This window comes from Slackia isoflavoniconvertens (genome assembly GCF_003725955.1).
Lineage (GTDB): Bacteria > Actinomycetota > Coriobacteriia > Coriobacteriales > Eggerthellaceae > Slackia > Slackia isoflavoniconvertens.
On record NZ_QIBZ01000013.1, the window covers coordinates 39,261 to 65,253 of the forward strand.

A 25,993-nucleotide genomic window follows, 5' to 3' on the forward strand; every position below is an offset into this window, starting at 1 on the left:
CGCCACCTCTATTCCTGACTCGTATGCGGGTCGATTAGCTTACGCAGGCTTTCCCCGGCGGCGTCAAACAACATAACCGCAGCGACAAGCGCGATGCCGGGAAACACCGCCAGCCACCACATGCCCGTGGTGAGATATCCCATGCTTTCGCTCAGGATAACGCCAATCGCAGGCATCTCGGGCGGAAGGCCGAAGCCAAGGAACGTAATCGAAGCCTCATGCAAAATCGCATGGGGGAACATGAGCACAAGTCCCACGACAAATTGGGGCAACACGAACGGAACCATATGGTGGATGGCGATATATGCAGAACTCTTCCCCATGCGGCGCGCCGCCATCACGAAGTCAGACTGCTTGCATTGCAGAATTTCGGCGCGAACGACGCGAGCGAGGTTCGGCCAGTGCGTAATCGCCACGCCAACAGCAACACCCCAAAAGCCTTTGCCGAGCGCATAGGAAATAAGCACAAGCAAGACGATATGGGGCACGCCCATCATGAGGTCGATAAGCCAACTGATCACAGCGTCGACCTTCGGGCCGCAAAGCGCCGCAGCCGCCCCCAAAATCACTGCGATAACCGAAGACACGCATGCGGCGACCAAACCCAGCACGACGCTCGTCGAAAGACCCGAAAGCGTACGCGCGAGCATGTCACGCCCCATCCAATCGGTGCCGAACGGATGAGCGAGGCACGGAGCAAGCGACTTCAACGAGAAATCGGTCGTGGTCGCCATATCGGAAAGCGCCATACCCGCGATAACCACGAACACGAGCAAAATGGCGGCCACCACGAACTTGGCAAACGTCGCGACGCGATTGGCGCCTCGTCGACGAGGCGCATGCAACAATGTGCCCAGCTGCAACGATTCGCGAACCGCGCTCGACGTCTGCGCCACTGAGCGGCGCACGCTCGGCAGGGCACCAGCGCTCGGCACCTGGCCTGCACCCGTGCCAACCATCGCCGGCATAGGCACGAGCGCTTCTTCGACCCGTGCGGAATCGCGAGCCTCGCGCGCAATGCGGGGCCTGCCTGCGCGTTCGCGCATTTGCCCACGGCGAATACGCGGGTCAACCACCCCGTAAAGAATATTCGCCGTCAAATTTCCGCCAAACACAAGCATGGCCGAAACCACGGCGATGCCCGCCAGAAGAGGCGCATCTCCGCCGAGGCCAGCCGTAATCGCCGCCTGGCCCAAACCGGGATATGAAAAAACCTGCTCGACAAGAACCGAACCGCCGAAAATCTCTGAGATAGAGGCGAATTGCAACGTCATCGCAGGCAACAGCAAATTGCGCATGCCATGGCGACGCACGATTTGCCACGTAGACAAACCGCGAGCACGGGCAAATTTCACATAATCGGATTCAAGAATATCGACGAGCTTCTCGCGCGTATGCAACGCGATGTTCGCCACGCCCACGAATGAAAGCACGATCGCAGGCAACACGATATGGCTAGCGGTGTCGAGCAGCGTCACATCGGCCGCCGATTTTCCAAGCGGCACCGAAAAGCCCAGAGGGAACCAGCCCAGCCACACCGAAAACACCATGAGGGCCACAAGCCCCAGCCAAAACGTCGGCGTCGCGGCAAGCACGAAGCAATAGCCTTTCACCAATCGATCGGGCCACCGATCCCGATTGACGCCCGCGACCACGCCGAGCAGCAGGCCGAGCACGCCGCTTGCGACCCACGCAATGCCCAAAAGCGCCAACGAGTTTGCCGCGCGATTGCCCAGAACCTCCATCACGGGAGCGTTGAAACGCAGCGAAGTGCCCCAGTCTCCCTGCAAAACGGAAGCAAGCCAATTCGCATAGCGTTCAAGCAACGGCGTGCCCACGCCCCAGTATTGGGCGAGCTGCGCCCGCTTGGCTTCGCTCATCGTCATATAGGCCGCCTGGCCTACGTTCATTTGAACGGGATCGATGGGCGAAGCCGACACGAGCGCGAACACAACGAAGCTCACCGCGAACATGAGCGCGACGAAACGAACGATCTGTTCTAGTGCATACCGAACCACGAAATTACGACCAGCTCCACGTATCGACATTATTTACCAAGCTCCAGCCATGGCCATGCGGATGGGGCTTCTGTTTGGCGACGTTAAGGTTAACACGCTTGAAGTACAAGTGGTCCACGTTCGCAAGCCAAACCCACGTCGCGGCACCCTGCGGCGCAACGCCCTGCTGGGTCGCTTCGTCCCACTGGGCCTTCTGGAAAAGCTCGTAAGAATCTTCCACATGCGGCATCGCGAGAGCCTCGTCGAGATATGAGTCGACGTTTTCGTTTTTATAGCATGCATAGTTGCCCCAGCCAGTGGAATAGTTGAGCTCATACGTCTCAACGGGGGCATTGGAACCCCAACCCCACAAAATGGGATCGCTGTACTGATGGGGATAAATATCATCCCAGCTCGCGCCCTTAATAGAGACCTCGATGCCAAGCTCCTTCATCTGATTCGCGAATTCCGCCGAAAGCGCCTGGCGCACCGAGTCGTTGCTGGCGTAATACAAATCGAACGCAGCGCGCACGCCGTCCTTTTCGCGAATACCATCGGCGCCGGCAGCCCAGCCGGCCTCGTCAAGAAGCTGCTTGGCATAAGCCACGTCGGTCTCGACCTTCATATCGGGGGAACCCCACGGCGACTTATCGCACACGCTGTACGCAGGCGTTCCGTAGCCATTGATAACGTTTTTGATCATGGTTTCGCGGTCTACGCCATAGTTGATGGCGCGACGCACGGCAATATCGCTCGTCACCGCATTGCCTACGGGGTATGCAACGCCACCGTCGCCTTCCTTGGTACCGCCCGGCTGCGGCGTAGGAAGGGAAATGCCGCGAGAGTCCACCGTCTCACATGCGAGCAATTCATAGTCGGCGATTTCCTGGTCGGAATACACGGCGGCAGTAAACGCGATGTCGACCTGGCCGGCGCGAGCGGCGGCGAGAGCCGCATCTTCCTCCATGAACGCGACCACGACGCGCTTCATTTTCGGCTCTTCGCCATAATAATCGGGGTTCGCCTTCAAAATAACCTGCTGGCCCTTGTCCCACTGCTCAAGCATGTAGCGGCCCGATCCAATGGGATTGGCGCCGTAATCGTCGCCGTATGCTTTCTCGGGAACGATGCCCAGCACGGCAAGCGTGTATAGAAGCATGTTGTAGGGCTTGGTCAAATACAGCTCAACGTGCGTAGCGTCAGTCGCCACAGCTTCGCGCACCATGGAAAGGTCGGCCTCGGAAGCTTCACCCTTAATGACGCCGTTAATAGTGAAGGCGACGTCAGATGCGGTAAGCGGATCGCCATTAGTGAACTTCACGTCGTCGCGAATAGCAAATGTCCAGGTGAGACCATCATCCGAGCAGAAATAGTCGGTCGCGAGGTCGTTTTGGAATTCCAGATTCTCGTCGGTCGTAATAAGCGTCGACTGAATAAGGGGCTCGTGGACATGCTCGCCGCAACCCCACGCACGCAACGGATCGAAACCGGCGGCAGGCTCGCTGCCAGTATTCATGGCCACGATAACTTGATCGGTAGCCGCAGCGCTTTCGGCGCCCTCCGTCGAAGACCCGCCCACGCATGCCGAAAGCACACCACCAAATGACGCAACGGCAGCGCCGCACGCGGCCAGCTTCAGAAAATCGCGCCTTTTGCACATTGCAACATCCTGCTCATGTATCGCCATTTCTGCTTCCTTCCCTTTTAATGTTACGGAATACGATTTCGTAACACGCATAGTAAAGGATAGTGTGTTACGAATTCAAGATGCGTAACACATTTATTCGGCGAATGTCCCGTGATTCGCCGCTATGCCAGATAGCTCTCATGGTTTGAAAGACTCTCGAAACCAAGATGCAGAAGCAATCGTGGGCCAAAATAGAGCAGCGAAAGAGCTGTTTGACAAATTCGTCGCACACGGCAAGCCCGCACAGAGTGCCCATATAAGAACAGCTCCGGCATATGCCGGAGCTGTGGATACTCTATCGAAGTTCATGCTAAGTCGAATCGTTGATGCTGGCCCCGCACGTTCGTCACGTCGTTAAGTGTCGAGAAGCGCAACCGCTTCAGCGATTTACGCGAGTTCGCGCTCGACCACCTCGGCAATCGCCTTCGCGTGGGCGTCGGCCGATTCCTGAGTTTCGGCTTCGACCATAACGCGCACCAAGGGCTCAGTTCCACTCGTGCGAACAAGCACGCGACCGGTATCGCCCATTTCAGCTTCAGCTGCGTGCACGGCATCCCAAATGGGAGCGTTCCCCTCGAGCGCATGTTTATCTTTCACGCGCACGTTAATCAGCGTTTGCGGGAACTTCGTCATAACCTTGATGGCTTCTTCGACAGGCTTGCCGCTGCGACGAACGGCAGCGAGGAATTGGCACGCCGTCACCAGGCCATCGCCCGTAGAATTGTGCTCGAGCAAAATCATATGGCCCGACTGCTCGCCGCCAACGGCATAGCCGCCTTCGCGCATCGCCTCGAGCACATAGCGGTCGCCCACCTTGGTCTGCAGCACATCAATGCCATGAGCCTCCATGGCGCGCACGAAGCCCAAATTGGTCATAACGGTGGAGACCGCCGTGTTGTGAGGCAGCTCGCCGCGATTCTTCAAATCGACCGCAAGCACCGCCTCGACGATGTCGCCATCGATTTCGGTGCCGTCTTTTGCCATGAGCATCACGCGATCGGCGTCGCCATCGTGGGCAATGCCCACGTCGGCGCCGCATTCGGCCATAAGCTCAGTCAAGGGGCCCAAATGGGTGGAGCCGCAATTGACGTTGATGTCAGTGCCGTCATAGTCATCGTTAATCACGGTGACTTCCGCACCCAAACGGCGCAGCGCCTCTGCGCTCGTGAGAGACGACGCGCCGTGGCCCGTATCGAGCGCGACATGAAGCCCGTCGAAGTTGATTCCCTGGCTCGTTACCGTTTCGACCGCATGGTTGATATACATCTCACACGCGTCCTCGACTTCAAGAGCGACGCCAACTTCATCGCCCACGGGCATTTCGGCTTCCTCGCCCGCCTCTTTCGCACGCGCGATTTGGCCTTCAACACCGCCCGCGGCAATGAATTTCTCGATTTCGTCTTCGACCGTATCAGGAAGCTTGAAGCCATTCGCGTCGAAGAATTTGATGCCGTTGTACTCCGGCGGATTATGCGATGCGGAAATCACGATACCGCCATCGGCATGCAGTTCGCGAACCAACAGCGCCACGGCCGGCGTAGGAATAACCCCCGTAAGCAGCGCATCGCCGCCTGCGCTCGTAATGCCGGCAACCACCGCAGCCTCGAGCATGTCGCCGCTTTTGCGCGTATCTTTGCCCACGACAATGGTCTTGCCCATAAACGATGCCGCAGCCTGCCCAAGCCTATAAGATAATTCACAGGTAAGGTCGACGTTCGCTACGCCGCGCACGCCATCGGTTCCAAAAAGTCGGGCCATTGCTTCTCCAATCCTTGTGAAAGCTCTCTCGCGAAGCTTTGAAACATCGCCTCGCAAGATGGCAAAGGGCGCCCGCGCGCCCCTCGAACTTTTGTATTCTACCACTCGCGGCCGCAATGCACCGCACGCCAGACCGCCAAACCATATCGAGCGGCGAACGGAGCACCTCACGCGAAAACGCCGTGGTTGTCGCCCGTTTGGAAGCGGGCGACATCGCGCGCATGGACCGCCATGAGTCGCAGTTGCGGCGTTCGCCACGCACCCCGATTTTGCGGCATAATTGCACTATCGGCGTTGAGCGAAATTCGTAAAGAGCCACAACGCAGTCAAAAGCATCGATACAATATTGGCCAAGAAACGTTACGTCGAACCTTTGCAAAGGAAGACCTATGGAACTCAAACAAATCGCAAGCTTCGCCGTCGATCACACCAAGCTCGTTGAAGGCATGTACACCTCGCGTGTTGACGGCGACGTGACCACTTATGACATTCGTATGGTCAAGCCGAACTGCGGCACCTATCTGTCCTACCCCGCCATCCATAGCTTCGAGCACTTGTTCGCAACCTATGTGCGCTCGAGCGAGCTTTCCGACCAAGTCATATACGTTGGCCCCATGGGGTGCCGTACCGGTTTCTATTTCCTCGTGCGCAACATGGAACCCGAGGTTGCCATCAAGCTTGTCAATGACATGCTCGCATTCATTGCCAGCTTTGAGGGCGATGTGCCCGGTGCCACCGAAAAGGAGTGCGGCAACTTCCGAGAGCAAGACCTCGAAGGCGCCAAAGCAATCGCCCGCAAGATGATTCCCATTCTGAAAAGCTGGACGCCCGCCGACTGCGCCTACGAAAAATAACCAACGTTCGACATGCTCCAATCTCAAAGGGCACGCTTCAACAGCGCGGAACCCGGCTTTGACCGGTCGTTTCCGCGCATCTCGAGCGCGCCTTGCCCCCTTTTCATTGATTAGAAATCGAAGCAAAAGGCCCGATGGATACACCCATCGGGCCTTCGTATTCCGCGCGGCTTTTTGACGCATAGGCTCTCATGGGCCCGCTTTTTCGCGATTCCCAACCAAAGGCATACATAAAAGAAAGGCTCGCCGCATAAGCGACGAGCCTTTCCATTTCGCGTGAAGTATGCGAGCAGATTAGCGCTTGCTGAACTGCGGGCGCTTGCGGGCCTTCTTCAGGCCGTACTTCTTGCGCTCGACCATACGAGGGTCACGAGTGAGGAAGCCAGCCTTCTTCAGCTCGGGACGATACTCGCCGGCCTGCAGCAGCGCGCGGCTGATGCCGTGGCGCAGAGCGCCAGCCTGGCCAGAGATGCCGCCGCCATTGCACAGGGCAATGACGTCGAAGTGATCCTGGGTGTCGGTAACCTTGAACGGCATGGTGGCGTAGTTCACCAGGGCCTCGCGGCCGAAGTAATTCATAGCCTCACGACCATTGACGGTAACCTTGCCGGTGCCGGGAACCAAGCGGACGCGAGCAACGGCGTTCTTGCGACGGCCAGTGCCGTAATAGACAGCTTCGTTTGCCATTGTTACTTCTCCTCCAGCTTGATCTCGACGGGCTTCTGAGCGGCATGCGGATGCTCGGGGCCAGCGTAGACCTTGAGCTTGGTGAGCTGCTTGCGGCCGAGAGTGTTCTTCGGCAGCATGCCCTTAACCGCGTGCTCGATGACGCGCTCAGGATGCTTCTCGATAGCCTCGGTGAAGGTTTCGCACTTCTGTCCACCGGGGTAGCCGGAGTGACGGTAGTACTTCTTGTCGAGAGCCTTGTTGCCCGTGACGCGCACCTTCTCGGCATTGATGACAATGACGAAGTCGCCCGTGTCAACATGCGGAGTAAACTGCGGCTTGTTCTTGCCACGGAGAATGTGGGCAGCCTTAGCGGCAACCTTGCCCAGCACCTGGTCGGCGGCGTCGATAACGACCCACTCGCGCTCAACCTCTTGAGGCTTTGCGTAATACGTCTTCACGATTTCCTCCAAATACGTTTGTTCTGGTTCAAAAGTGCTGCTTCACGAAACTGTTCGGTTTCCTACGCCAAACCAACGGTCCAGAATCTGGACATTCTTTCGCGCTGTGTCCCGTTTTGAGCAGCGTTTAGCGGGGCTTTTGAAAGCGAACTTTTGCAGAATACAAGTTGGACGCCCCGCCGTCAATGGAAAAAGTGACGTTTCACCAGGTACAGCGGCAGTCTTCACGAAATCGCGACAAATAGGCGAAATATCGAAAACGATGCGTTTCGGTGGTCTTCGGTCGCCCGTATACATACATAGAATAGCCGCGATACTAAAAAAGCGGCCAGACGGCCGCCTTCCGATCAAACCTATGCGCGAAGCATTCAACCAACCGAAATAATGGTAGCGGTGACTGGATTCGAACCAGTGACGCCACGGGTATGAACCGTGTGCTCTAACCAACTGAGCTACACCGCCATGCAATGACAGCCGAGGCCGATTGATCCCTTTCCCATTCAGGCGAAGACCATTGCAGGAAAAAGAGCAGATGGAGCCCGCGACCGGACTTGAACCGGTGACCTCTTCGTTACCAACGAAGTGCTCTACCGTCTGAGCTACACGGGCAAAACTGGTGGGCGCGCTAGGATTCGAACCTAGGTAAGCAGAGCTAACGGGTTTACAGCCCGTCCCCTTTAACCACTCGGGCACACGCCCAGCAATGCGAGGTGGAATTGTAGCGTAAAAATGGCACCTTCCGCCGAGAATTCCTGTGGAACTTCATTCTTTTTTATTGAGATACATGTTTCACGATTAAAAACGGTCTAATATGCACGAAACCGATTTTTTATGCATTTCAAACAAAGGAGCAGCGCATGATTAAAGCAGGAATCATGGGGGCCACGGGTTACGCCGGAGCCGAAGTGCTGCGAATTTGCGCCAGCCATCCCGAGTTCGAAGTTGCCGTCATCACCTCCGATTCCGAAGCCGGACAGCAGATTGCCGACATATATCCCGCGTTTCACGGCGTTTACGACAACCTGGTGCTCGAACCGCACGCAACCGATTCGCTGCTTTCGTGCGACGTCGTCTTCATGGGCGTACCCCACAAAGCTGGCATGCTTCACGCACCTCGTCTCGTCGAGGCGGGCGTGACGTGCATCGACCTTTCCGCCGATTTCCGTTTCGCGCACGCAGCCGACTATGAAGCCGCCTACCACGTGCAGCACGCGGCGCCCGAGCTGCTCGAGCGCGCAACGTTCGGACAACCCGAAACCAATCGCGCCGCCCTTGATGAGCTTGCGGCGCGCCATGCCGCAGGCGAGGCCGTTATCGTTGGCTGCGCTGGCTGTTATGTGACCGCCTCTATTTTGGCGGCAACCCCCGCACTTGCCGCGGGCTTCGTCAATCCCAATGCGCCCATTATCGTCGATGCCATTTCCGGCATAACGGGCGCGGGCCGAAAGCCGAGCGCGCGCACCCACTATTGCTCCGGCGACGAATCGCTCGAAGCGTATGGCCTGCCGCTTCATCGCCACCAACCCGAAATCGCGCTTTCCTATGGACGCACCCTTTCAGACGCACACACTCCCGTTGCCGGCGATGCATCGGTGCGCCCCGCGCCCGCGCATGTCATTTTCACGCCGCATTTGGCACCGCTCAAGCGCGGCATTCTCGCCACGGTATATTTGCCGCTTGCAAAAGACGCTGAAATCAACGACGCATCTTTGCATCGCGCCTACGAAAAAGCCTATGCCAAGTCAAACCTCGTAACTGCCCTGCCGCAAGGCGTATGGCCCAAAACTGGCGCGGTAGCAGGTACGGCCCGCGCGCACGTCAATGCGTCGCTGAACCCAAATGAGCGCATGATCGTCGCCATGGCCGCCATCGACAACCTCGGAAAAGGAGCCGCTGGCCAAGCTGTCCAGTGCGCGAATATCGTCTTCGGACTTGCCGAAGACGCCGGATTGGGCGGCGTAGCATGCGCATCGTAGCAATTACTATGGCCAAACCCTCCTTGGCAAGAAACGAGCGACGAAGCTAGGCGTTTGCCAGCCGTTGCCTATTGCGCGCGCCCACATTCGTCGCGGCATGCGCGCCTTCGGCTTGGCGTACGCGCCCTGCCCCCATATATTCACATCTTCCGTTTCCAACGAAAGCCCGCCAACGCCACGAACGTTCCGCGGGTTCCAAGGAGTTTTATGAAATTCACGAAAACCGGAGCCCGCAGCTCCAACTATGCCACCAAAGTCAACCTGCTCGTCGAGGCGCTGCCCTGGATCAAGCACACCACAGGCAAAACCGTGCTCATCAAATATGGCGGATCGGCCATGGAAAACCCCGAGCTTATGGCGCAGGTCATGACCGATATTGTGCTGTTGAAAATTATCGGGATGAAGCCAATCATCGTGCATGGCGGCGGCAAAGACATTTCTGCCGCATTCGAGAAAAGCGGCATGCCCGTAGAATTCAAGAACGGCCTGCGTGTGACGCCCGATGACGCCATGGAGCTCGTGCGCATGGTGCTCGTGGGCAGCGTGAATCGCCGTTTGGTCGACGCCATCAACGTGCACGGCCACCTCGCCGTGGGCGTAAGCGGAGGCGACGGCTGCACTATCCGCGCCACGCAGCTCGACCCCGAGCTTGGTCGCGTTGGCGAAGTCACGAGTATCGATCCCACCTACCTCGATCACCTCATCAACGACGATTACATCCCCATCGTAGCGTCCGTCGCGGCGGGCGACGACGGCAAGCCTTTCAATATCAACGCCGATATCGCAGCGGGCCATCTGGCAGCAGCGCTGCACGCGCACAAAATCATTTTTCTCTCCGATGTTGATGGCCTCTACAAAGACTTCAGCGATAAAGACACCCTTATCTCTTCCCTCACATCAGAAGAAGCCCGCGAGCTCGTCGAATCGGGCACGCTTTCCAGTGGCATGATCCCTAAAATCGAAGCGTGCCTTGCAGCGCTCGATGCGGGTATTCCCGCCGCGCACATCATCAACGGCACTATGCCGCATGCGCTTTTGCTCGAATTGCTTACCGACCACGGCGTTGGCACCATGATGAAACCCAGCACACCCGACGAGACCTACCAGGCCCAACCGCTCGACGCGCTTGCGAGCCGCCTCGACGCCAATGTCAATATCGAACTGGGATAACGATTCGGAACAAACCAAACGCGCACACGCGCGTCGATAGAAGGGAGCTCCCATGAGCCTCGCACAGCAGCAAGAACTTGAATCGAAATATGTGATGGGCACCTTCGCCCGCAAGCCTGTCGAATTCGTGAGCGGAAACGGCATGACGCTCACCGATGACAAAGGCAAGCAATACCTCGATTTCATTGGCGGCATCGGCGTTATTAGCCTGGGCCACTGCGCACCTGCACTCGTAAAAACCCTGCAAGAACAAACTGCCAAGCTCATGCACGTCAGCAACTATTACTACATCGAGCACCGCGGCGAGGTCGCCGAGAAGCTGTCGAATATTCTGGGCGGCACCGCTGACGCAGGCGAACCCATCGAATGGAAGACGTTCTTCTCGAATTCGGGTGCAGAATCCAATGAATGCGCCATTAAGCTCGCGCGTCTTTACGCGAAGCGTTTCGGCAACGGCGGCTCGACCATCGTCACCATCACGAACAGCTTCCACGGCCGCACGCTCGCAACGCTCGCTGCCACCGCGCAGCCGCTGAAGCAGGAAGCCTTCAAGCCGCTGCCCGGCGGATTCGTCGACGTTCCGCAAAATGACGTCGCAGCGCTCGAGGCAGCATTCGCCAATCATGACGTGTGCGCCGTAATCCTTGAGGTCGTGCAAGGCGAAAGCGGCGTGCATCCGTGCTCCCAAGAGTATATGGAAGCGGTTCGCCGCCTGACGAGCGAGAACAAAGCGCTCATGATTTGCGATGAGGTGCAGTGCGGCATGTATCGCTGCGGCGTCCCCTTCGCGTTCCAACACTATGGAGTCACGCCTGACATCGTCGCCATGGCAAAAGGCATAGCGGGCGGCATGCCCATGGGCGCATGCGCCGTGCGTGCCGAAGTGGCCGACGCGTTCGGGCCGGGCGACCATGGAACCACGTTCGGCGGCAGCTGCCTGGCCATCGCCGCAGCGAACTGCGTGCTCGACGAGCTGGGCCGCGAAGGCGAAATCGAGCGCATTGAGGCCGCTGGCGAACACCTCGCTGAGCGTTTGACCGCTTTGCCCCATGCGAAAGAGGTGCGCGGCCTCGGCCTTATGCGTGCGGTGGAGTTTGACGATTCCATCGACGCGCCCGCGCTGGTGCTAGCCGCCCTCAACGCGCCGCAAGGCCTGGTGCTCAACTACACCGGAGCCCATACGCTGCGTTTCCTCCCTCCGCTCATCGCCACGAATGCCGACATCGACGCCATGGCCGACCAGCTCGAAAAACTCATCGAGGCATAACACAGCGAACTGTAAGGACTACTCCTTGCAGTTCGTCTCGCAACCCATTCCCCTTCCCAAGCAACTCCACTTGCCCTGCGGAAGATACAAAAAGCGGACCGGCAAGCCTCCGGTCCGCTTTCTTTTTCAGAATGTATTTCGCATCTTCAACGAATACTAGTACGCGCACACCTCACCATAGGCATCGGCACGGCGATCGCGCAAATACGGGCTCGTCACGCGGTTCTTGCGCACCTCATCAAAATCGAGGTCAGCGTACAGAATGCCCTCTTCCTCGCCAAGTTGCGCGATTTTGCCGCCGCGCGGACCGCAGACCATGCTTCCACCGTGCATGTACAAGTCGTCGCCCTCGTGCCCGATGCGGTTCACCGCGCCCAGAAACACCGTGTTCTCCAACGCGCGGGCGGGCGCGTTGATTTCCCACACGTCGGCGTCTTGCACGCACCACGCGCTAGGGCACACGATGAGCTCGGCACCCTTCAGCGCCAACGTGCGTGCTGCCTCGGGGAAGCCCATGTCATAGCACACCATAATGCCGACTTTGCCGAATTCGGTGTCGAACACCGGGAATTCGTGGCCCGCACGGAAATAGAAGCGCTCGAGCGCCCACAAGTGAACCTTGTCAAACGACCCCTGCACCGTGCCGTCGGAGTTAATGAACACCGCGCTGTTGTACGGAACACCCGAAAGCCCATGCAGAAGGGCGATGGGAGCCACGATATACACGTGGTTTTTGCGGGCCGCTTCCTGCAACGCGCGCACCGTAGGGCCATCGATAGGCTCGGCCAGCTCGGTCATGCGCGGCCCGACCGTATCCAAATGATAGCCCGTGGTAAACAGCTCGGGAAATACCACCATGTTGGCCCCTGCGGCGGCCGCCTCATCAATCATGGGCAGGGCGCGAGCCATGCTCGCCTCCACATCGCCCAACACGCTTTGGAACTGCACGAGCGCAAGCTTCATCTTAGCCATGGTCTTCCTTTCAATGTCGCACCGAATTCCGACATACGCGCGATACGCAAGCCACCTTCCCAAAACGGAAGCGCCGCGCACAAAGCTACAGCCGGACTGCATGTGAGCAAGCAGGCTCGTCCGATATTCAGTGCCCTGTATCAACGATTCGTCATGCATTCCACTATGCTGCATTAAGGCTTAAGGCGCAAGCACCCCGCTCCCCAATAAACGGCAAACGTGAGCGGCAAACGGCGCATTCGGCACTACAATGTCGCTAACGCATCTTAGAAAGGATCGCCATGCTCCTCAAACACCTTATCGAATTGTACGAATTGCTCGATTCGCCTCACGCTTCGGGCGCGATTGTCGCCAATTATCTGAAGGCCATCGACCCTGAATGCACCGTGGAAACCTACCCGTTGGAAGGCCCCAAGGGCATTACCGACATGGTGCGTGTTCGCATTCCCGGCGCCCATGGCAAATCGAACGGCGGCGACGCGCCGACCATCGGTCTGCTCGGTCGCTTGGGCGGTTTGGGAGCGCGTCCCGAACGCATCGGATTCGTATCCGACGGAGATGGCGCACTCACCGCGCTCGCCTGCGCCGCAAAGCTGCTCGACATGCACAAGAAAGGCGACGTTCTGCCTGGCGACGTGTTCGTGAGCACGCATGTGTGCCCGCATGCGCCCACCATGCCGCACAAGCCCGTGCCGTTCATGGGCTCGCCCACGTCCACCGCGGCCATCAATGCCGAAGAGGTCACGCCCGAGCTCGATGCCATTCTTGTTGTCGACACCACCAAGGGCAACCGCATCGCCAACAACCGCGGTTTCGCAATTTCCCCCACAGTTAAGCAGGGCGTCGTGATGCGCGTCAGCGAAGACCTGTTGGGCATTGCCGAAATCGCCACGGGCAAGCTGCCAGAAGTGTTTGCGATTTCAACGCTCGATATCACGCCCTATGGCAACGGCCTGTACCACCTGAACTCCATCATGCAGCCCTGCACCTGCACCGACGCGCCGGTCGTTGGCGTTGCAATCACCACCCAAACAGCCGTACCGGGCTGCGCCACCGGCGCCACGCGCCTGCCCGATCTCGATGAGGCCGGCACGTTCATGATCGAAGCAGCCAAAGCGTTCACAGCGGGCGACGCAAGCTTCTATGACCCGGCGGAATACGACCTGTTCGTCAAGCGCTACGGCAGCATGGCGCATCTGCAAACCATGGGGAATCTGCCCGCGGAAAATCCCATGGCGTAAAGACTCGTCAAAACACCCGCAACGCTTTCCTATCGGAACAGCGCATAAAGAAAGGGACCCAATCGGGTCCCTTTCTTTATACAGCGCCGTATTTGGGCTATCCAAACCGCAGCCAATGATCGGCAGCCCAGCGATCGCACCTCGAGCGAAGCCGAAACGACACGCACTTCGATACGCTCGTCAAAGGTTCGTAAGAGATGCGCCACCAGGCTGCTGCACGGCATCGAGAGTTTTCGCCATTCGACGGAACGGCGAAAACGCAACTACATGCGCTGCGGAGCGGAAATGCCGAGAATGCCAAGCGTCTGCTCGAGCACAACGCGAACTGCGTCGCACAGAGCCAGGCGAGCCTTCTTCAGACCCTCGTCGTCGGCCTTCAGAATCTTGCAGTTCGTATAGAACTGATGGAAGAGGCTGGCGAGGTCCTGAGCGTAGTGCGTCAAGCGGAACGGCGCACGGTCGCGAGCGGCAAGGGCGATAAGGTCGCCGAACTCGCTCATCTTGCGCATAAGGGCCAGTTCCTCGGGAGCGGTGAGCACCGAGAGGTCAACGTCGGCAGGAATAGCCTCGGAGGCAACAGCAGCCATGTCGAGGTTGTCCTCGCCAGAATGGCCAGCCTCGTCGCGCAGCAGCTTGCAGATGCGAGCATGTGCGTACTGCACGTAGTACACGGGGTTGGAAGAGTCCTGCTTCTTAGCAACATCGATGTCGAAGTCAATCGGCTGCTCGGTGGAGCGGCTCAGCATGTAGTAGCGCGTAGCGTCGATGCCGACTTCGTCGATGAGCTCTTCGAAGGTGATCATTTCGCCAGTACGCTTGGACATACGAACGGGCTTGCCGTCGCGGAAGAGGTTGACCAGCTGGCCGAGCATAACTTCGAGCGCGCCCGGGAAGCCCATGGCGGCCAAAACGGCAGCAACGCGAGCGATGTAGCCATGATGGTCGGCGCCCCAGATATCGATCAGGATGTCGAAGCCACGCTCTTTCTTCCAATAGTGGTACGCAACGTCGGACGCGAAGTAGGTGTAGTCACCATCAGCCTTGCGCACAACGCGGTCTTTCTCGTCGCCGTACTCGGACGACTTGAACCACACAGCGCCATCCTTCTCGTAGATGTCACCCTTGTCCTTCAGGTTGCCGATGCAGTATTCAAACGGGCTCTTGCCGCCGAATTCGTCGGAAGGCAGGTACATTTCACGCTCGGACTGCCAACGCTCGAAGTGGTTGCCGAAGCGATCGGTGATGTCGTGGAACATCTTCATGATGTAGGCATAGCCGAACTCACGGAACTCGACCATGCGCTCATGCTCGTCGGCGTCTTCCCACTTGTTGCCATCGCGATCGATGATTTCTTTTGCGATGTCGTTCACGTACAGGCCGTTGTAGCCGCCCTCGGGAACAGCGGCATCTTCATGGCCGAGCTGCTGCAGATAGCGAGCGGCAATGGACAGACCAAACTTGTCCATCTGAACGCCGTGGTCGTTGATGTAGAACTCTTCGAAAACCTCATAGCCAGCATGGCGCATAAGGTTTGCGGTTGCGGAGCCCAAAGCAGCCCAACGGCCATGGCCAACGTGCATGGGGCCCGTGGGGTTTGCCGAGATGTACTCAATGTTCACCTTGCGCTTGCCTTCGGGCTGCGTGCCCTTACCATAATCGGCGCCCTGCTCGCGAACCTGAGAGACGACGTCCTGCATGGCAACGTTCTTCAGGCGGAAGTTGATAAAGCCCGGACCCGCGATTTCGATGTTCTCAATAAGGTCATTCGCGGGAATGCCGTCAACGATCGCCTGCGCGATTTCACGCGGGTTCTTCTTGGCTTCCTTGGCGCAACGCAGCGCAGCGGTGCAGGCCCAATCGCCATGGCCCTCGTCGCGCGGACGCTCGAGCGCAATTTCGGGAATGTTCTCAATCGGCAGAGCGCCAGATTCGCGGGCAGCTTCAAACGCTTTGGTAAGAAGCTGAGTCAATTCTTCGCGTGGTTGCATTGATGCCTTCCTTTTCGTCTACGAAGCGGAAACCGCTCCCTTTTGCATCCGGCTTTCGCCGCGGCGCAGCATAGAGCGTACGCACACGGAAGCCTCGATCGCCTGGATTTGTATATAAGCTTAATCATTGTAGCACGTCAAATATGAAAACCTTCCGAGTGCGGCGAATTCGCGAGAGCGGCAGAACTCGACGCCTTTTTGGCTCTCGAAGCGTTTCCCCGCCCGCTATGCAGCACCCAAAAAAGACAATTCAATCGCATGACAGCAGCGCGAACGGCTATCATGTATCCACGAATAAGAACAATCAGTTCAGGCAGGGGGAATCGCGTGATCGATTTCGACGCGGCATGGCGCCATTTGCAACAAACGACCAAGGCGCCCGACGACTGCCAGCGATGGAACAAAAAGGCCGCACGCTACGATTCCCGCGATGCGAAAAACCTCTACGCCGAGGCATTCGTCGAGCTCGCAGGCGTGCAACCTGGCGAAACGATATTCGACATGGGTTGCGGAACGGGAACGCTCGCCGCAGAAATGGCCACACGCGGCCATAAGGTCATCGTGGGCGATTTCAGCAGCGGAATGCTCGCAAAACTGCACGAGAACATGGCCCTTCGCGACATCAAGGTCGCCGAGAGCCTTGATGCGCTCACGCCAGGCAGCGTTTTCCCTTTGCGCATGAGCTGGGAAGACGACTGGAGCCAATTCGGCCTTCGCGAGAACATGGCCGATGTCGCATTCGCATCGCGCTCCATCGCGGTTGCCGACCTGCGAAGCGCGCTGCGCAAGCTTTCCTCTATCGCGCGACGTCGCTGCTGCATCACCATGACCACCGGCACATCGCCACGCGTCGACGCCCGCGTGCTTGCTGAACTCGGCGTTGGCGCCGAGCTCAATCGCGATTACATCTACGCGTTCGGCATGCTCGCCCAAGCAGGATTCGAGCCAGAAGTGCGATACATCCATTCTTCTCGAAAAGATTCATTTGAATCGAAGGACGACGCTTTCGGAGACTTCTCGCAGATGATTGACATCGGCGCACCAACCCTGAGCGAAGTCGAGCGGCTTCAGGCGCAAGCCAACCTTCGCGAATGGCTTGCGGAGCACCTCGTCGACAACCCCGAAGCTGGCATGCCCGATAAAAAGGGCTATCCGCAGGGGCCTCTCACACTCGATTATCAGCGCATCGTCCCATGGGCGTTCATCTCATGGAACGCGAAAGATGGCCAACTGTAGCCGCGCATCAAGAAATATCGTGAGCGCCAAGGCGCCCGCGTCGCACAAGGAAGGAACTGCCCATGACGAAAATGATTTCTTTGGAGGAGGCGCGCGAGCTCGTGCTCTCGCGCGTGACGCCGCTCGAGGCGGAAACCGTTGACCTACTCGACGCTGCAGGGCGCGTTGCCGCCGCCGATTTGAAAAGCGACATCGACGTAAGCCCGTTCGCCCATGCGGCCATGGATGGCTACGCTGTGCGCCGATGCGACCTTGCGGGAGCTACGGCCGAATCGCCCATAACGCTCGAAGTTATCGACGAGGTACCTGCGGGCGGCGTATTCGAGGGCACCCCGCAGGCTGGCCAGTGCGTGCGCATCATGACGGGTGCTGCCCTTCCGGGCTGCTTTGACGCCGTAGTGAAGTACGAAATCGTGAGCATGGTGGAAGGCGACGGAAAGCCCGGCGGTCGCGTGGCATTTTCCGCGCAGCCCAAAGAACGCGACAACGTGCGCGAAGCAGGCGAAGAGGCTCGCGCAGGCGAAATCGTCGTGAACAAGGGCGAAGCAATCACGACCGCAGGCGTCGGCTTTTTGGCCGGCTGCGGAGTGCTGCGGGTGTCGGTTTATCGCAAGCCGCGCGTGGCCATCATCCCCATTGGCAGCGAGCTCGTGCCGCCGAGCGAGAATCCTGGCCCTGGCCATATTCGCAATTCGAACAGCTACGCCCTCGCGGCATGCGCCAAAGCGGCCGGTTGCGAAGCGGATATGTTCGACATCGTGCCCGACGACGAAGCCGCCCTCGAAGCCGCCGTTCGCGAAGCAGCGGCAACGCATGATTTCGTGGTCACTTCGGGCGGCGCCTCAAACGGCGACTTCGACTTCATCAAGCCCGTCGTGGAACGCGCAGGCGAATTGCTCATGACCACCGTGAACATGCGCCCTGGCAAAGCCCAAACATTCGGCATCGTCGACGGCACGCCGGTGTTCGGTCTGCCCGGCAACCCAGCTGCCGCCTATATGGGCTTCGAACTCATCATTCGCGCGGGCCTGCTCAAAATGCAGGGCCGCACCGCGTTCGAGCACCCCACGATTGTCGCAAAGCTTACCTGCGACAAGAAAAAGAAGGATCCCCGCCGACTCTTCATGCGCGCCACGCTTTCCCATGGCGAATCAGGCGAACTTCTCGTAACGCCCGCGAAGAACCAGAGCTCTGGTCTTTTCGGCCCTATCCAGAAAACGAACTGCATGGCCGTTTTGCCCGAAGGGGCGCAAGACGCCCACGCAGGCGACGAGATAGCCTGCGTGCTTTTGGATGTCGCCGAAGGAACCGTTATCTAATTCCGCGGGGCCCGACAACCGGCCACTTGACGATGTTGTCGGGCCCACTCGAGACAACTCCTCCTCAGACGAGACAACCTCTTCCCCTTTAACGCAAAAGTCTCAAGCAGACATCACAGATTCTCCGATTATGCTCCCTAGCGCGCGACGCCGCCCACCGTGGCAGCACAAAGCAAGAATCCATTCGACTGACTATCCGACCCCCTCAAGAAAGGCAATCTCATGACTCTTAAATTTGCCATTATCACGTGCTCCGACACGCGTTCCATGAAGGAAGACACCGCTGGCGCGGCCCTCGAAGAGCTTATTAAGAAAGAAGGCTGGGAGGTTGCCAGCCACATTGTCGTCCAAGACGACCGCGTGCTTATCGCAGGCAGCATTCTCGAAGCCTGCGATGAAATTGGTGCCGACATCGTACTCACCTGCGGCGGAAGCGGCCTTTCGCCGCGCGATGTAACGCCTGAAGCCACACGCGACGTGTGCGACCGCGAGGTTCCCGGCATTGCCGAGGCCATGCGCTATCACAGCCTGCAAATCACGCCTTACGCAATGCTGTCGCGCGCCATCGCCGCACAGCGCGGCAACACGCTCGTCATCAATCTTCCGGGCAGCGAAAAAGCCGCGCGCGAAAATTGGGAAGGCATCGTGAGCGCACTTGGCCATGCGGGCCACATGATGGCCGGCGAGGGCCACGATAAATAAGGGCTCGACGCCTTCAACGCGTGGCGACCAACCTGCTAAATGCTCTAGGCATTTAGCAGGTTTCTGGAGCACTATTTGCGTTCCCACAAGCCCGTCTTGCCGCCATCTTTCTTCAGCAGACGCACGTCCATGATTTCCATGCCGCGATCGACCGCCTTGCACATGTCATATACGGTAAGACACGCCACGCTTGCAGCAGTCAGCGCCTCCATCTCAATGCCCGTCTTGCCCGTAACGCCGCATGTCGTCGTAATATGAATGCCCACGCGCCCATCTTCACGTTCACCAGCCAAAACGGGTTCGCAACTCACCTTCGCCTTCGTAATCATAAGCGGGTGGCACATCGGAATAAGTTCGCTCGTCTTCTTCGCCGCCATTACACCCGCCACGCGTGCGCACGCAAGAACATCGCCTTTCGCCGCCGTGCCCGACGTAATAAGCTCGAGAGTCTCGGGCTTCATCGAAATAAAGCCTTCCGCAACGGCAATGCGCTCGGTGTCGGCCTTCTGAGAAACGTCCACCATGCGGACGTCGCCCTTTTCATCAATATGCGTAAGCTTCTCTTCCGTCATATCGCTTTCCTCCAAACCAACGGGCCAAAGGGACAGTCCCTTTGGCCTAAACCCCAACGATTAATTTGCAGCATCAAACAAAAGAAGCGGAGTTCTCGGAGAAAGCCGAGGGCCCCGCGAAGACCGTCGGTGTTCATTCATGCCCTTCATTCTAAAATGAAACACCGCCAGAACGGCGCATAGTGAGCGAAGCGAACGGTAGCCGACCGTGGTCTTCGCGGGCCCTCGGCTTCCTCCGAGAACGGCAAGGTTTACCCGCCAATTTGCGACATGCCACGCTCAGTTCCGACTTTGTCGTGATGGTCGTCGGGCTTAGCGCCCAACGCTTCCATAAGTACCACGCGAATCGCATCGTCGCCACCGTCGCCGCGAAGCGCTGCACGCATATCGTATTCAACATCCGAGAACAGGCACGGACGAATCTTCCCATCGGCCGTCATACGCAAACGATTGCACTCGCTGCAAAAATGGCGCGAAAGCGGGCTAATGAACCCAACCGTTCCTCGGGCGCCCGGGAACATGAAGTAGCGCGCGGGACCCCACCCTTTCGGCTTCTCATCGCCCGCCGCCACAAGCGTCGGCAAACCTTCGGCCTTAGCCCGCTCATTAATAACGTCGAACAGCTCTTCGCTCGGAATCACGTCCTCGCGGCCCCATCCGCACCCATGTGAACCAGCGCTTTCGCCTACTGGCATATATTCGATAAAGCGCATATGCAAAGGGCGATCGATCGTCATCTTCGCAAACGCCAGAAAATCCTGTCCCAGGCTGCGAACCGTTACGGCGTTCACCTTCACGGGGTCAAACCCCGTAGCGAGCGCGGCTTCGATTCCGGCGATCGCCTCGTGCAGCTCGCCTCGACGCGTGATATAACGAAACTGCTCAGGGTCAAGCGTATCAAGCGAAATATTCACGCGCGAAAGGCCCGCCGACGCGAGCTCTTCTGCGTACTTCGGCAGAAGCACGCCGTTGGTGGTGAGGGAAACGTCATCGACACCGGGGGTCTCATGAATGGCGCGAACCAAGTCAACCGCACCCTTGCGCACCAAGGGCTCACCGCCCGTCAAACGGAACCGTTTAATGCCCATGGTCGCCGCAACGCGAACCACACGCTCAATTTCTTCAAGGCTCAAAATATCGGAATGGCACAGCGACGTCACGCCATCAGCCGGCATGCAATAGATGCAGCGGTAATTGCATCTGTCCGTCAGCGAGATGCGCATATAGTCGATCACGCGCCCGTGCGAATCTTTCATGAAGGCCCCCTTCGACGGATCGCGCGCCCCCACGCGCCACCCAGGCTATCTTTCCTGGAATTATACCCTCGCAAGAACAAAGAAACCCCGCCGCGACTTAATTCGGTCGACGTTTCAGCATGAAACAAACTCATATGTCACGAAATTCGTTCTGCTGCGCTATCGCGATACGAGGTACATGCTTTCCGTCGGTATCTCGATAAGCAGCTCATCGCCCTCTTTAGGAAGTTCACTCGCAGCAACGGCCAACTTATCGACCTTCCATTGCAAATGGAGCTTCAAGAATTTCATCGACTCGTCTTCTTCGACAATGTCACGCTCGATTTGCTCATTGTGATCGTGATCGAGGAACGAGAGCATGACCGATCGCTCGAAGCGCGAATCGCTTACGCGGTCGGCGCGCATGCGAAAGACGTTTTCGCCCAAGCTGCTCGCACGCTTCAGGAAGAATGCGCGCACACCGAACCACCGCACATCGCGAGGCACGGGCTTCGTTGAGGCGAGCGTGATACCCCAATCGGGCAGATGCACGTGCGCATCGTCGACATACTCGGCAGGCGTCGTATTCTTGCAGCCCGATAGCTTAATCGCGGCAAGGCTCCGCGGGTCATTGACGACGTTTTCTTTGGGCCCGATTTCCATAATATGTCCGGCCTCGACGACCGCAATGCGATCGCAGAAGCGGAACGCCTCGTCGATATCATGACTCACATAGAGAATCGTCCCCTTGAATTGCTCGAACAAACCAATGAGATTCTGTTCAAGCGAGCTTTTCAAATGCGAATCAAGCGCCGAAAACGGCTCATCGAGCATAAGAATCCCCGGCCGCGCCGCAAGCATGCGAGCAAGCGCCACGCGCTGCTGCTGCCCACCCGAAAGCTGCACGGGATAGCGCTTCTCCATTCCCAAAAGGCCAAAACGCTGCATCTGCTCACGAATCGCCTCTGCACGCTCGGCCGCGGTGACGCCCTTCGGCAGGCCCGCCGCCACGTTCTGCTCAATGGTCAAATTCGGAAACAGCATGTAATTCTGAAACAGCAACGCCGTTTTTCTCTGCTGGGGAGAAAGGTCGACCTTGGCCTTTTTGCCGGGCGCCTTGTCGAAAAACACCGTGTCGTTCACTATGATTTTGCCCGCATCGGGCTTTTCGATTCCTGCAATCGATCGCATCGTGAGCGACTTACCGCACCCCGATGCGCCCAAAAGGCCAAGCGTTTCATCGCCGGCAGAAAACTGCTGGTTTAAATGGAAGCCCCTGAACTTCTTCTCGATATCCACCTCAAGACTCAAAGCCAAGCCTTTCTCGCACTCATACCATGCCGCGCAATTATCGCAGATGCGACGCCACGCGCCGCCGCATCAAAGCGCCGCGCTTAATTTCCCTCGCGTTTACGGTATTTCGTAGTTCGGCTGCTCCATAAGTTGATGAACAAGATCACCACGAAGCTGAAGGCGATAATAACGGCGGTCCAGAACCACGCAACGGAATCGTTGCCATTCATCCACTCAAAGTAAATGGCGATAGGAATCGTGCGCGTAACGCCCAGATAATTGCCAGCGAGGAACAGAGTCGCGCCGAATTCTCCGAGCGCACGTGCGAACGAAAGCACGGCGCCCGCGGCAATGCTGCTCCATGAGAGCGGCAGCATCAAGCGAACGAAAATCTTCGCGTTGCTCCACCCCAATGTGCGCGCCGCGTCGAGCATATTCGCGTCCAAGCTCTCGAATGCACCCAAAGCGTTTCGATACATGAGCGGGAACGCCACCACCACAGCCGCAATAACGCATGCCGCGGGGCTGAAAATCAGAGGGAAGCCGACATCGATCCAAAACTGGCCAAACGCCGTATTGCGACCGCAAAGGTACAGAAGCAAAAAGCCGCATACCGTGGGAGGCAGTACCATGGGAATCGTGAAAATCACATCGCAGATGTTTTTCGCGCGCGGTGAAATATTAAGGCAGAAATAGGCTGCTACCAGGCCTAAAACGAAGATGAACACGATCGCGATACCCGTCGTGCGAAGCGACACCCACAAAGGGCTCCAGTCCAAGTTGGACAGGAATTCGCCAATAGCCGCGAAGCCCGTCGCCTGCTCTTCTATAACAACGTCACCCTTCTGAGCGGGGCAACCAAAATCGGCGAATGAAGGCTTGAAATAATTCTCGTTCTCACTGTCGGTCAAATCGCTTCCGTCAACTCCAATAACGAACACGTACGTTTTGCCGGAAACCTCTTGGTCGAATTCGAAGCGAACGGCACCTTCCTCAAATACCTTATCGCTCGTGAAATACCACGTATCGAAACTGGAGAGCGCCCTCGATCCGGCTGCCTGCCCCGCATCGAGGGCCACAAACATCGCCTTGAGCGACGCCTGGCCGGCAGGCGACGTCAAATCGATGTCCAAATCCTTTGCAATTTTTTCGGGCACATAGGCGACCACGTAATCGTCGCCCGCGACGAGCTGTGCACACGTTCCTGCATCGTGTCCGACCAAATACGAGTACCCATGGTATTCACCATCGATGTCTCGATTCGTGCCTTTTTGGGCTCGGGAAAAATCGCCTATCGCAAAACTGCTGTTTTCCGACTCGGCCGCATCGCCGTTCTTCGAGATGGTCACGCCCGTTGTATCCACCGAAGAATCGGACGCAGCGGCGTTCGAAGCCGCGCTCGAAGCATTCGGCGTATCCACGTCGCCAAGCGCGTCGTCGGCAAATGCGACGCCAAACGGAATCGCGACCGAAAGCGCGATTGCCGCCGCAGCAAGCCTTGCGAGAAGCGTCTTTGCTTTATGCATATCCATTCCCCACTACGAAAGAGGATGGGCACATAATGCGCCCATCCTCATCACATGCTTTTCTGGCACGTAAGCTTTCAAGCGGTTATTAGGCCAGCTCGAAGCCCCACTTCTGCCAAATCTCCTGAGCCTTCCCACTGTTCTGGCACCAACCCAGGAATTCCTGGGTTGCTTCAACGTTCTTGCTCTGAGAGGTGATGGCGCCAGGGTACACAATGTTCTTGTGCGTGTCGGCAGGAACGGTGCCAACGATTTCAACGCCACCAAAACGGTACACATCAGAAGTGTACACAAACGCCACGTCGACATCGCCAGACTGGGCATGCTTGCACACGTTGCCTACGGAAGTGTCAAGAACAGGATTATAGCCCTCGGCGAACGCGCCCTTCTTGCCAGAAATGTCTTTGCCGGTCTTGCCCTCGTCATCGCCAGAAGGAATGTACACACCAACCGTGGAAAGAGCCTGATCGGCATAGTTGCCAGCAGGAACAGATTCGTCACCAACGCAGAACGTGTACTTGCCATCGGCGATATCCTGCAGCGTGACGTCCTTAAGGCCGCTGCTTTCCTTGGAGACAATCACGAGGTCGTTCTTGAACATGTCGACGCGCGTGCCCTCGACAACGTAGCCCTCTTTGGCCGCAGTGTCCATGGAGCTCTTCGAGGCGGAAATCAGCAGGTCGGCATAGGAGCCGGCGCCAAGCATTTCATTCAGCTCGCCCGAGGACTTGTATTGCGTGTCGGCAAACGTGACATTGCTGTGGCCATCCTCGATGTAGGCAGCCTGAACTTCTTCCATCGCCTTGGAGAGCGAATTCGCCGCAAAAACCTGCAGCTCTACCGGTTCGGCCGTGGTTTCAGTTGTTGCCTTCTCGTCGGTCGCTTCTTCAGATTTCTGCTCAGCCGAGCAGCCCACCATCGCGACCATGGCAGAAAGGGCGGCAGCAAGCGCGAGAATGGAGAGTTTCTTCCATGCCTTAGCCATGAAATTCCCTTCCCTCGATAGACATGGGTCCCACCCGTCCCTTGAGTGGGCCTTTCTTCAGAAATACTCCATTGGTACGAGATGGTACATAACGTGACGTATTTCATGCGGTTTATTCTCTATCGAGTATATTCTAATGTCAAGAAGTTATCCACAGTTTGAAATATTATTTTCAAAGCGAAATAAAGGCTCCACCTGGCAACCACGTCGCATGCACCGCACGGCCGCAAGCCGCAAAGCCCCATCGACCGCACCTCGATTATTCAGCCGAAGCATAGTCTTCGCCTCTTTCGGACCTGCGCAAAGGCGTACAATACGTCCAAGCAGGCGTACGCGCCAACGCGCATTTCGCACCCACAAGCTGTCCTGTCCAACAACACCGCACCGTCGAAGGGGCCACCATGGTTACGCTCGATGATATTTCTCCCCACGTCAAACTCAGTATTGGCAACGATGAGGCCAATGCCGTTTTCGGTCGAGGCGTCGCCATGCTTTGCCGTGGCGTACGCGACGATGGCTCGCTCAACAAAGCCGCCAAGAACATGGGCATGGCCTATAGCAAAGCCTGGCGAATCATGAAGCAAACCGAGGAAGCTTTCGGCTTTAACCTCATCAATCGCGACGGCGCACACGGGTCGACGCTCACAAAGGAAGGAACGCTTCTCCTTTCCGCATTCGAGCAGCTTGAACGCGACGTCAGTACCTACGCCGAATGTCATTTACCCGAAATCTTTAAAACGCTCTAACGACCGAGCACGATTCCCTTGAACACGACGAGAGGGGAGGCGCTACAATCGCCTCCCCTCTCGTTTCTTTATACGTATTACACCAACTCAGCCAAGGGGCGAGATCACCCAAATCGACGCCCACTCGCAATGCCCACGCCAAGAAGACGTAATTCCGTTGCCTACTTACGCAGAATCGGTAACGTAAAATTCTTTGCGCACTTTGAAAGCTGAAAACGCCCAGAAAAGAGAAAGGACATGGCGCGTGCCGTCGGTATGATTTGAGTGTCGAATTCAATCATGCTAGGAGGCAGGCCATGTCCAACCCAATCGTATCATTCGACGAGGAGGCGGTGAAGTCCG

At 57.6% G+C, this 25,993-nt stretch carries 21 protein-coding genes and 3 tRNA genes; 9 read left to right on the forward strand and 15 right to left on the reverse strand.

Going from position 1 to position 25,993, the window contains the following annotated elements:
- Positions 1 to 8: 8 nt before the first annotated feature.
- From DMP05_RS10190 to glmM, 3 genes are all read right to left on the reverse strand, one after another.
- Positions 9 to 2,048 carry an ABC transporter permease subunit gene (locus DMP05_RS10190; protein ID WP_123219852.1) on the reverse strand — a complete coding sequence of 680 codons (2,040 nt, stop codon included), beginning with the start codon at positions 2,046 to 2,048 and terminating at the stop codon, positions 9 to 11.
- A complete protein-coding gene (locus tag DMP05_RS07455) occupies positions 2,023 to 3,684 on the reverse strand; it encodes an ABC transporter substrate-binding protein (protein ID WP_123219853.1) in 1,662 nt (553 codons plus the stop codon). Before DMP05_RS07455 ends, DMP05_RS10190 begins: the two co-directional genes overlap by 26 nt.
- 387 nt (positions 3,685 to 4,071) lie before the next feature.
- A complete protein-coding gene (gene glmM / locus DMP05_RS07460; RefSeq protein ID WP_123219854.1) occupies positions 4,072 to 5,442 on the reverse strand; it encodes a phosphoglucosamine mutase in 1,371 nt (456 codons plus the stop codon).
- Positions 5,443 to 5,831: 389 nt separating this feature from the next.
- On the opposite strand from glmM, the gene DMP05_RS07465 reads away from it, so the two are divergent.
- Entirely contained in the window at positions 5,832 to 6,296 is a 465-nt protein-coding gene (locus DMP05_RS07465) for an S-ribosylhomocysteine lyase (protein WP_123219855.1), read from the forward strand.
- Positions 6,297 to 6,590: 294 nt separating this feature from the next.
- Here the strand turns inward: DMP05_RS07465 and rpsI are convergent, their stop codons facing one another.
- From rpsI to DMP05_RS07490, 5 genes are all read right to left on the reverse strand, one after another.
- Entirely contained in the window at positions 6,591 to 6,983 is a 393-nt protein-coding gene (gene rpsI, locus DMP05_RS07470) for a 30S ribosomal protein S9 (protein WP_123219856.1), read from the reverse strand.
- A gap of 2 nt (positions 6,984 to 6,985) precedes the next feature.
- The gene (rplM, locus tag DMP05_RS07475) at positions 6,986 to 7,423 is read right to left on the reverse strand and encodes a 50S ribosomal protein L13 (RefSeq protein WP_123219875.1); all 438 of its coding nucleotides are present in this window, start codon (positions 7,421 to 7,423) and stop codon (positions 6,986 to 6,988) included.
- 385 nt (positions 7,424 to 7,808) lie between these two features.
- A tRNA-Met gene (locus DMP05_RS07480) sits at positions 7,809 to 7,885 on the reverse strand.
- Positions 7,886 to 7,956: 71 nt separating this feature from the next.
- Positions 7,957 to 8,032 (reverse strand) — tRNA-Thr (locus DMP05_RS07485).
- Positions 8,033 to 8,037: 5 nt separating this feature from the next.
- A tRNA-Tyr gene (locus tag DMP05_RS07490) sits at positions 8,038 to 8,122 on the reverse strand.
- Between the two features lie 158 nt (positions 8,123 to 8,280).
- Here DMP05_RS07490 and argC point away from each other — a divergent pair.
- The 3 genes from argC (at position 8,281) to DMP05_RS07505 (ending at position 11,836) form a co-directional block, all read left to right on the forward strand.
- Complete coding sequence (gene argC / locus DMP05_RS07495; RefSeq protein ID WP_123219857.1) at positions 8,281 to 9,399, forward strand: N-acetyl-gamma-glutamyl-phosphate reductase; 1,119 nt, start codon at positions 8,281 to 8,283, stop codon at positions 9,397 to 9,399.
- A 207-nt stretch (positions 9,400 to 9,606) separates the two neighbouring features.
- The gene (gene argB, locus DMP05_RS07500) at positions 9,607 to 10,569 is read left to right on the forward strand and encodes an acetylglutamate kinase (RefSeq protein ID WP_123219858.1); all 963 of its coding nucleotides are present in this window, start codon (positions 9,607 to 9,609) and stop codon (positions 10,567 to 10,569) included.
- Between the two features lie 52 nt (positions 10,570 to 10,621).
- Entirely contained in the window at positions 10,622 to 11,836 is a 1,215-nt protein-coding gene (locus DMP05_RS07505) for an aspartate aminotransferase family protein (protein WP_123219859.1), read from the forward strand.
- A 156-nt stretch (positions 11,837 to 11,992) separates the two neighbouring features.
- On the opposite strand, the gene DMP05_RS07510 is transcribed toward DMP05_RS07505, so the two are convergent.
- On the reverse strand, positions 11,993 to 12,808 hold the full coding sequence (locus DMP05_RS07510; RefSeq protein WP_123219860.1) for a nitrilase-related carbon-nitrogen hydrolase: 816 nt from the start codon (positions 12,806 to 12,808) through the stop codon (positions 11,993 to 11,995).
- 281 nt (positions 12,809 to 13,089) lie between these two features.
- Here DMP05_RS07510 and DMP05_RS07515 point away from each other — a divergent pair, with 281 nt between their 5' ends.
- Positions 13,090 to 14,049: a DUF1177 domain-containing protein gene (locus DMP05_RS07515; protein WP_123219861.1), complete on the forward strand. Its 960-nt coding sequence runs from the start codon at positions 13,090 to 13,092 to the stop codon at positions 14,047 to 14,049.
- Between the two features lie 263 nt (positions 14,050 to 14,312).
- Here DMP05_RS07515 and argS read toward each other — a convergent pair whose 3' ends face one another.
- Complete coding sequence (argS, locus tag DMP05_RS07520; RefSeq protein WP_123219862.1) at positions 14,313 to 16,037, reverse strand: arginine--tRNA ligase; 1,725 nt, start codon at positions 16,035 to 16,037, stop codon at positions 14,313 to 14,315.
- A 327-nt stretch (positions 16,038 to 16,364) separates the two neighbouring features.
- On the opposite strand from argS, the gene DMP05_RS07525 reads away from it, so the two are divergent.
- The 3 genes from DMP05_RS07525 to DMP05_RS07535 all read left to right on the forward strand — a co-directional run bounded on the left by DMP05_RS07525 (position 16,365) and on the right by DMP05_RS07535 (position 19,294).
- A complete protein-coding gene (locus DMP05_RS07525; RefSeq protein WP_244595092.1) occupies positions 16,365 to 17,273 on the forward strand; it encodes a class I SAM-dependent methyltransferase in 909 nt (302 codons plus the stop codon).
- A 62-nt stretch (positions 17,274 to 17,335) separates the two neighbouring features.
- Positions 17,336 to 18,592, forward strand: a complete 1,257-nt coding sequence (locus DMP05_RS07530) for a molybdopterin molybdotransferase MoeA (protein WP_123219863.1) — start codon at positions 17,336 to 17,338, stop codon at positions 18,590 to 18,592.
- A 222-nt stretch (positions 18,593 to 18,814) separates the two neighbouring features.
- Entirely contained in the window at positions 18,815 to 19,294 is a 480-nt protein-coding gene (locus DMP05_RS07535) for a MogA/MoaB family molybdenum cofactor biosynthesis protein (RefSeq protein WP_123219864.1), read from the forward strand.
- 71 nt (positions 19,295 to 19,365) lie between these two features.
- On the opposite strand, the gene moaC is transcribed toward DMP05_RS07535, so the two are convergent.
- The 5 genes from moaC to DMP05_RS07560 all read right to left on the reverse strand — a co-directional run bounded on the left by moaC (position 19,366) and on the right by DMP05_RS07560 (position 24,905).
- On the reverse strand, positions 19,366 to 19,866 hold the full coding sequence (gene moaC / locus DMP05_RS07540; RefSeq protein ID WP_114614752.1) for a cyclic pyranopterin monophosphate synthase MoaC: 501 nt from the start codon (positions 19,864 to 19,866) through the stop codon (positions 19,366 to 19,368).
- Positions 19,867 to 20,117: 251 nt separating this feature from the next.
- Entirely contained in the window at positions 20,118 to 21,122 is a 1,005-nt protein-coding gene (moaA, locus tag DMP05_RS07545) for a GTP 3',8-cyclase MoaA (protein ID WP_123219865.1), read from the reverse strand.
- Positions 21,123 to 21,281: 159 nt separating this feature from the next.
- A complete protein-coding gene (locus DMP05_RS07550) occupies positions 21,282 to 22,412 on the reverse strand; it encodes a sulfate/molybdate ABC transporter ATP-binding protein (RefSeq protein ID WP_123219866.1) in 1,131 nt (376 codons plus the stop codon).
- An 83-nt stretch (positions 22,413 to 22,495) separates the two neighbouring features.
- The gene (gene modB / locus DMP05_RS07555) at positions 22,496 to 23,920 is read right to left on the reverse strand and encodes a molybdate ABC transporter permease subunit (RefSeq protein WP_244595093.1); all 1,425 of its coding nucleotides are present in this window, start codon (positions 23,918 to 23,920) and stop codon (positions 22,496 to 22,498) included.
- Positions 23,921 to 24,008: 88 nt separating this feature from the next.
- Positions 24,009 to 24,905 (reverse strand): molybdate ABC transporter substrate-binding protein, encoded by an 897-nt coding sequence (locus DMP05_RS07560; RefSeq protein ID WP_123219868.1) that lies wholly within the window; start codon positions 24,903 to 24,905, stop codon positions 24,009 to 24,011.
- A 401-nt stretch (positions 24,906 to 25,306) separates the two neighbouring features.
- Between DMP05_RS07560 and DMP05_RS07565 the strand changes: the two genes are divergently transcribed.
- Positions 25,307 to 25,651: a winged helix-turn-helix domain-containing protein gene (locus tag DMP05_RS07565; RefSeq protein ID WP_123219869.1), complete on the forward strand. Its 345-nt coding sequence runs from the start codon at positions 25,307 to 25,309 to the stop codon at positions 25,649 to 25,651.
- Positions 25,652 to 25,993 lie beyond the last annotated feature (342 nt).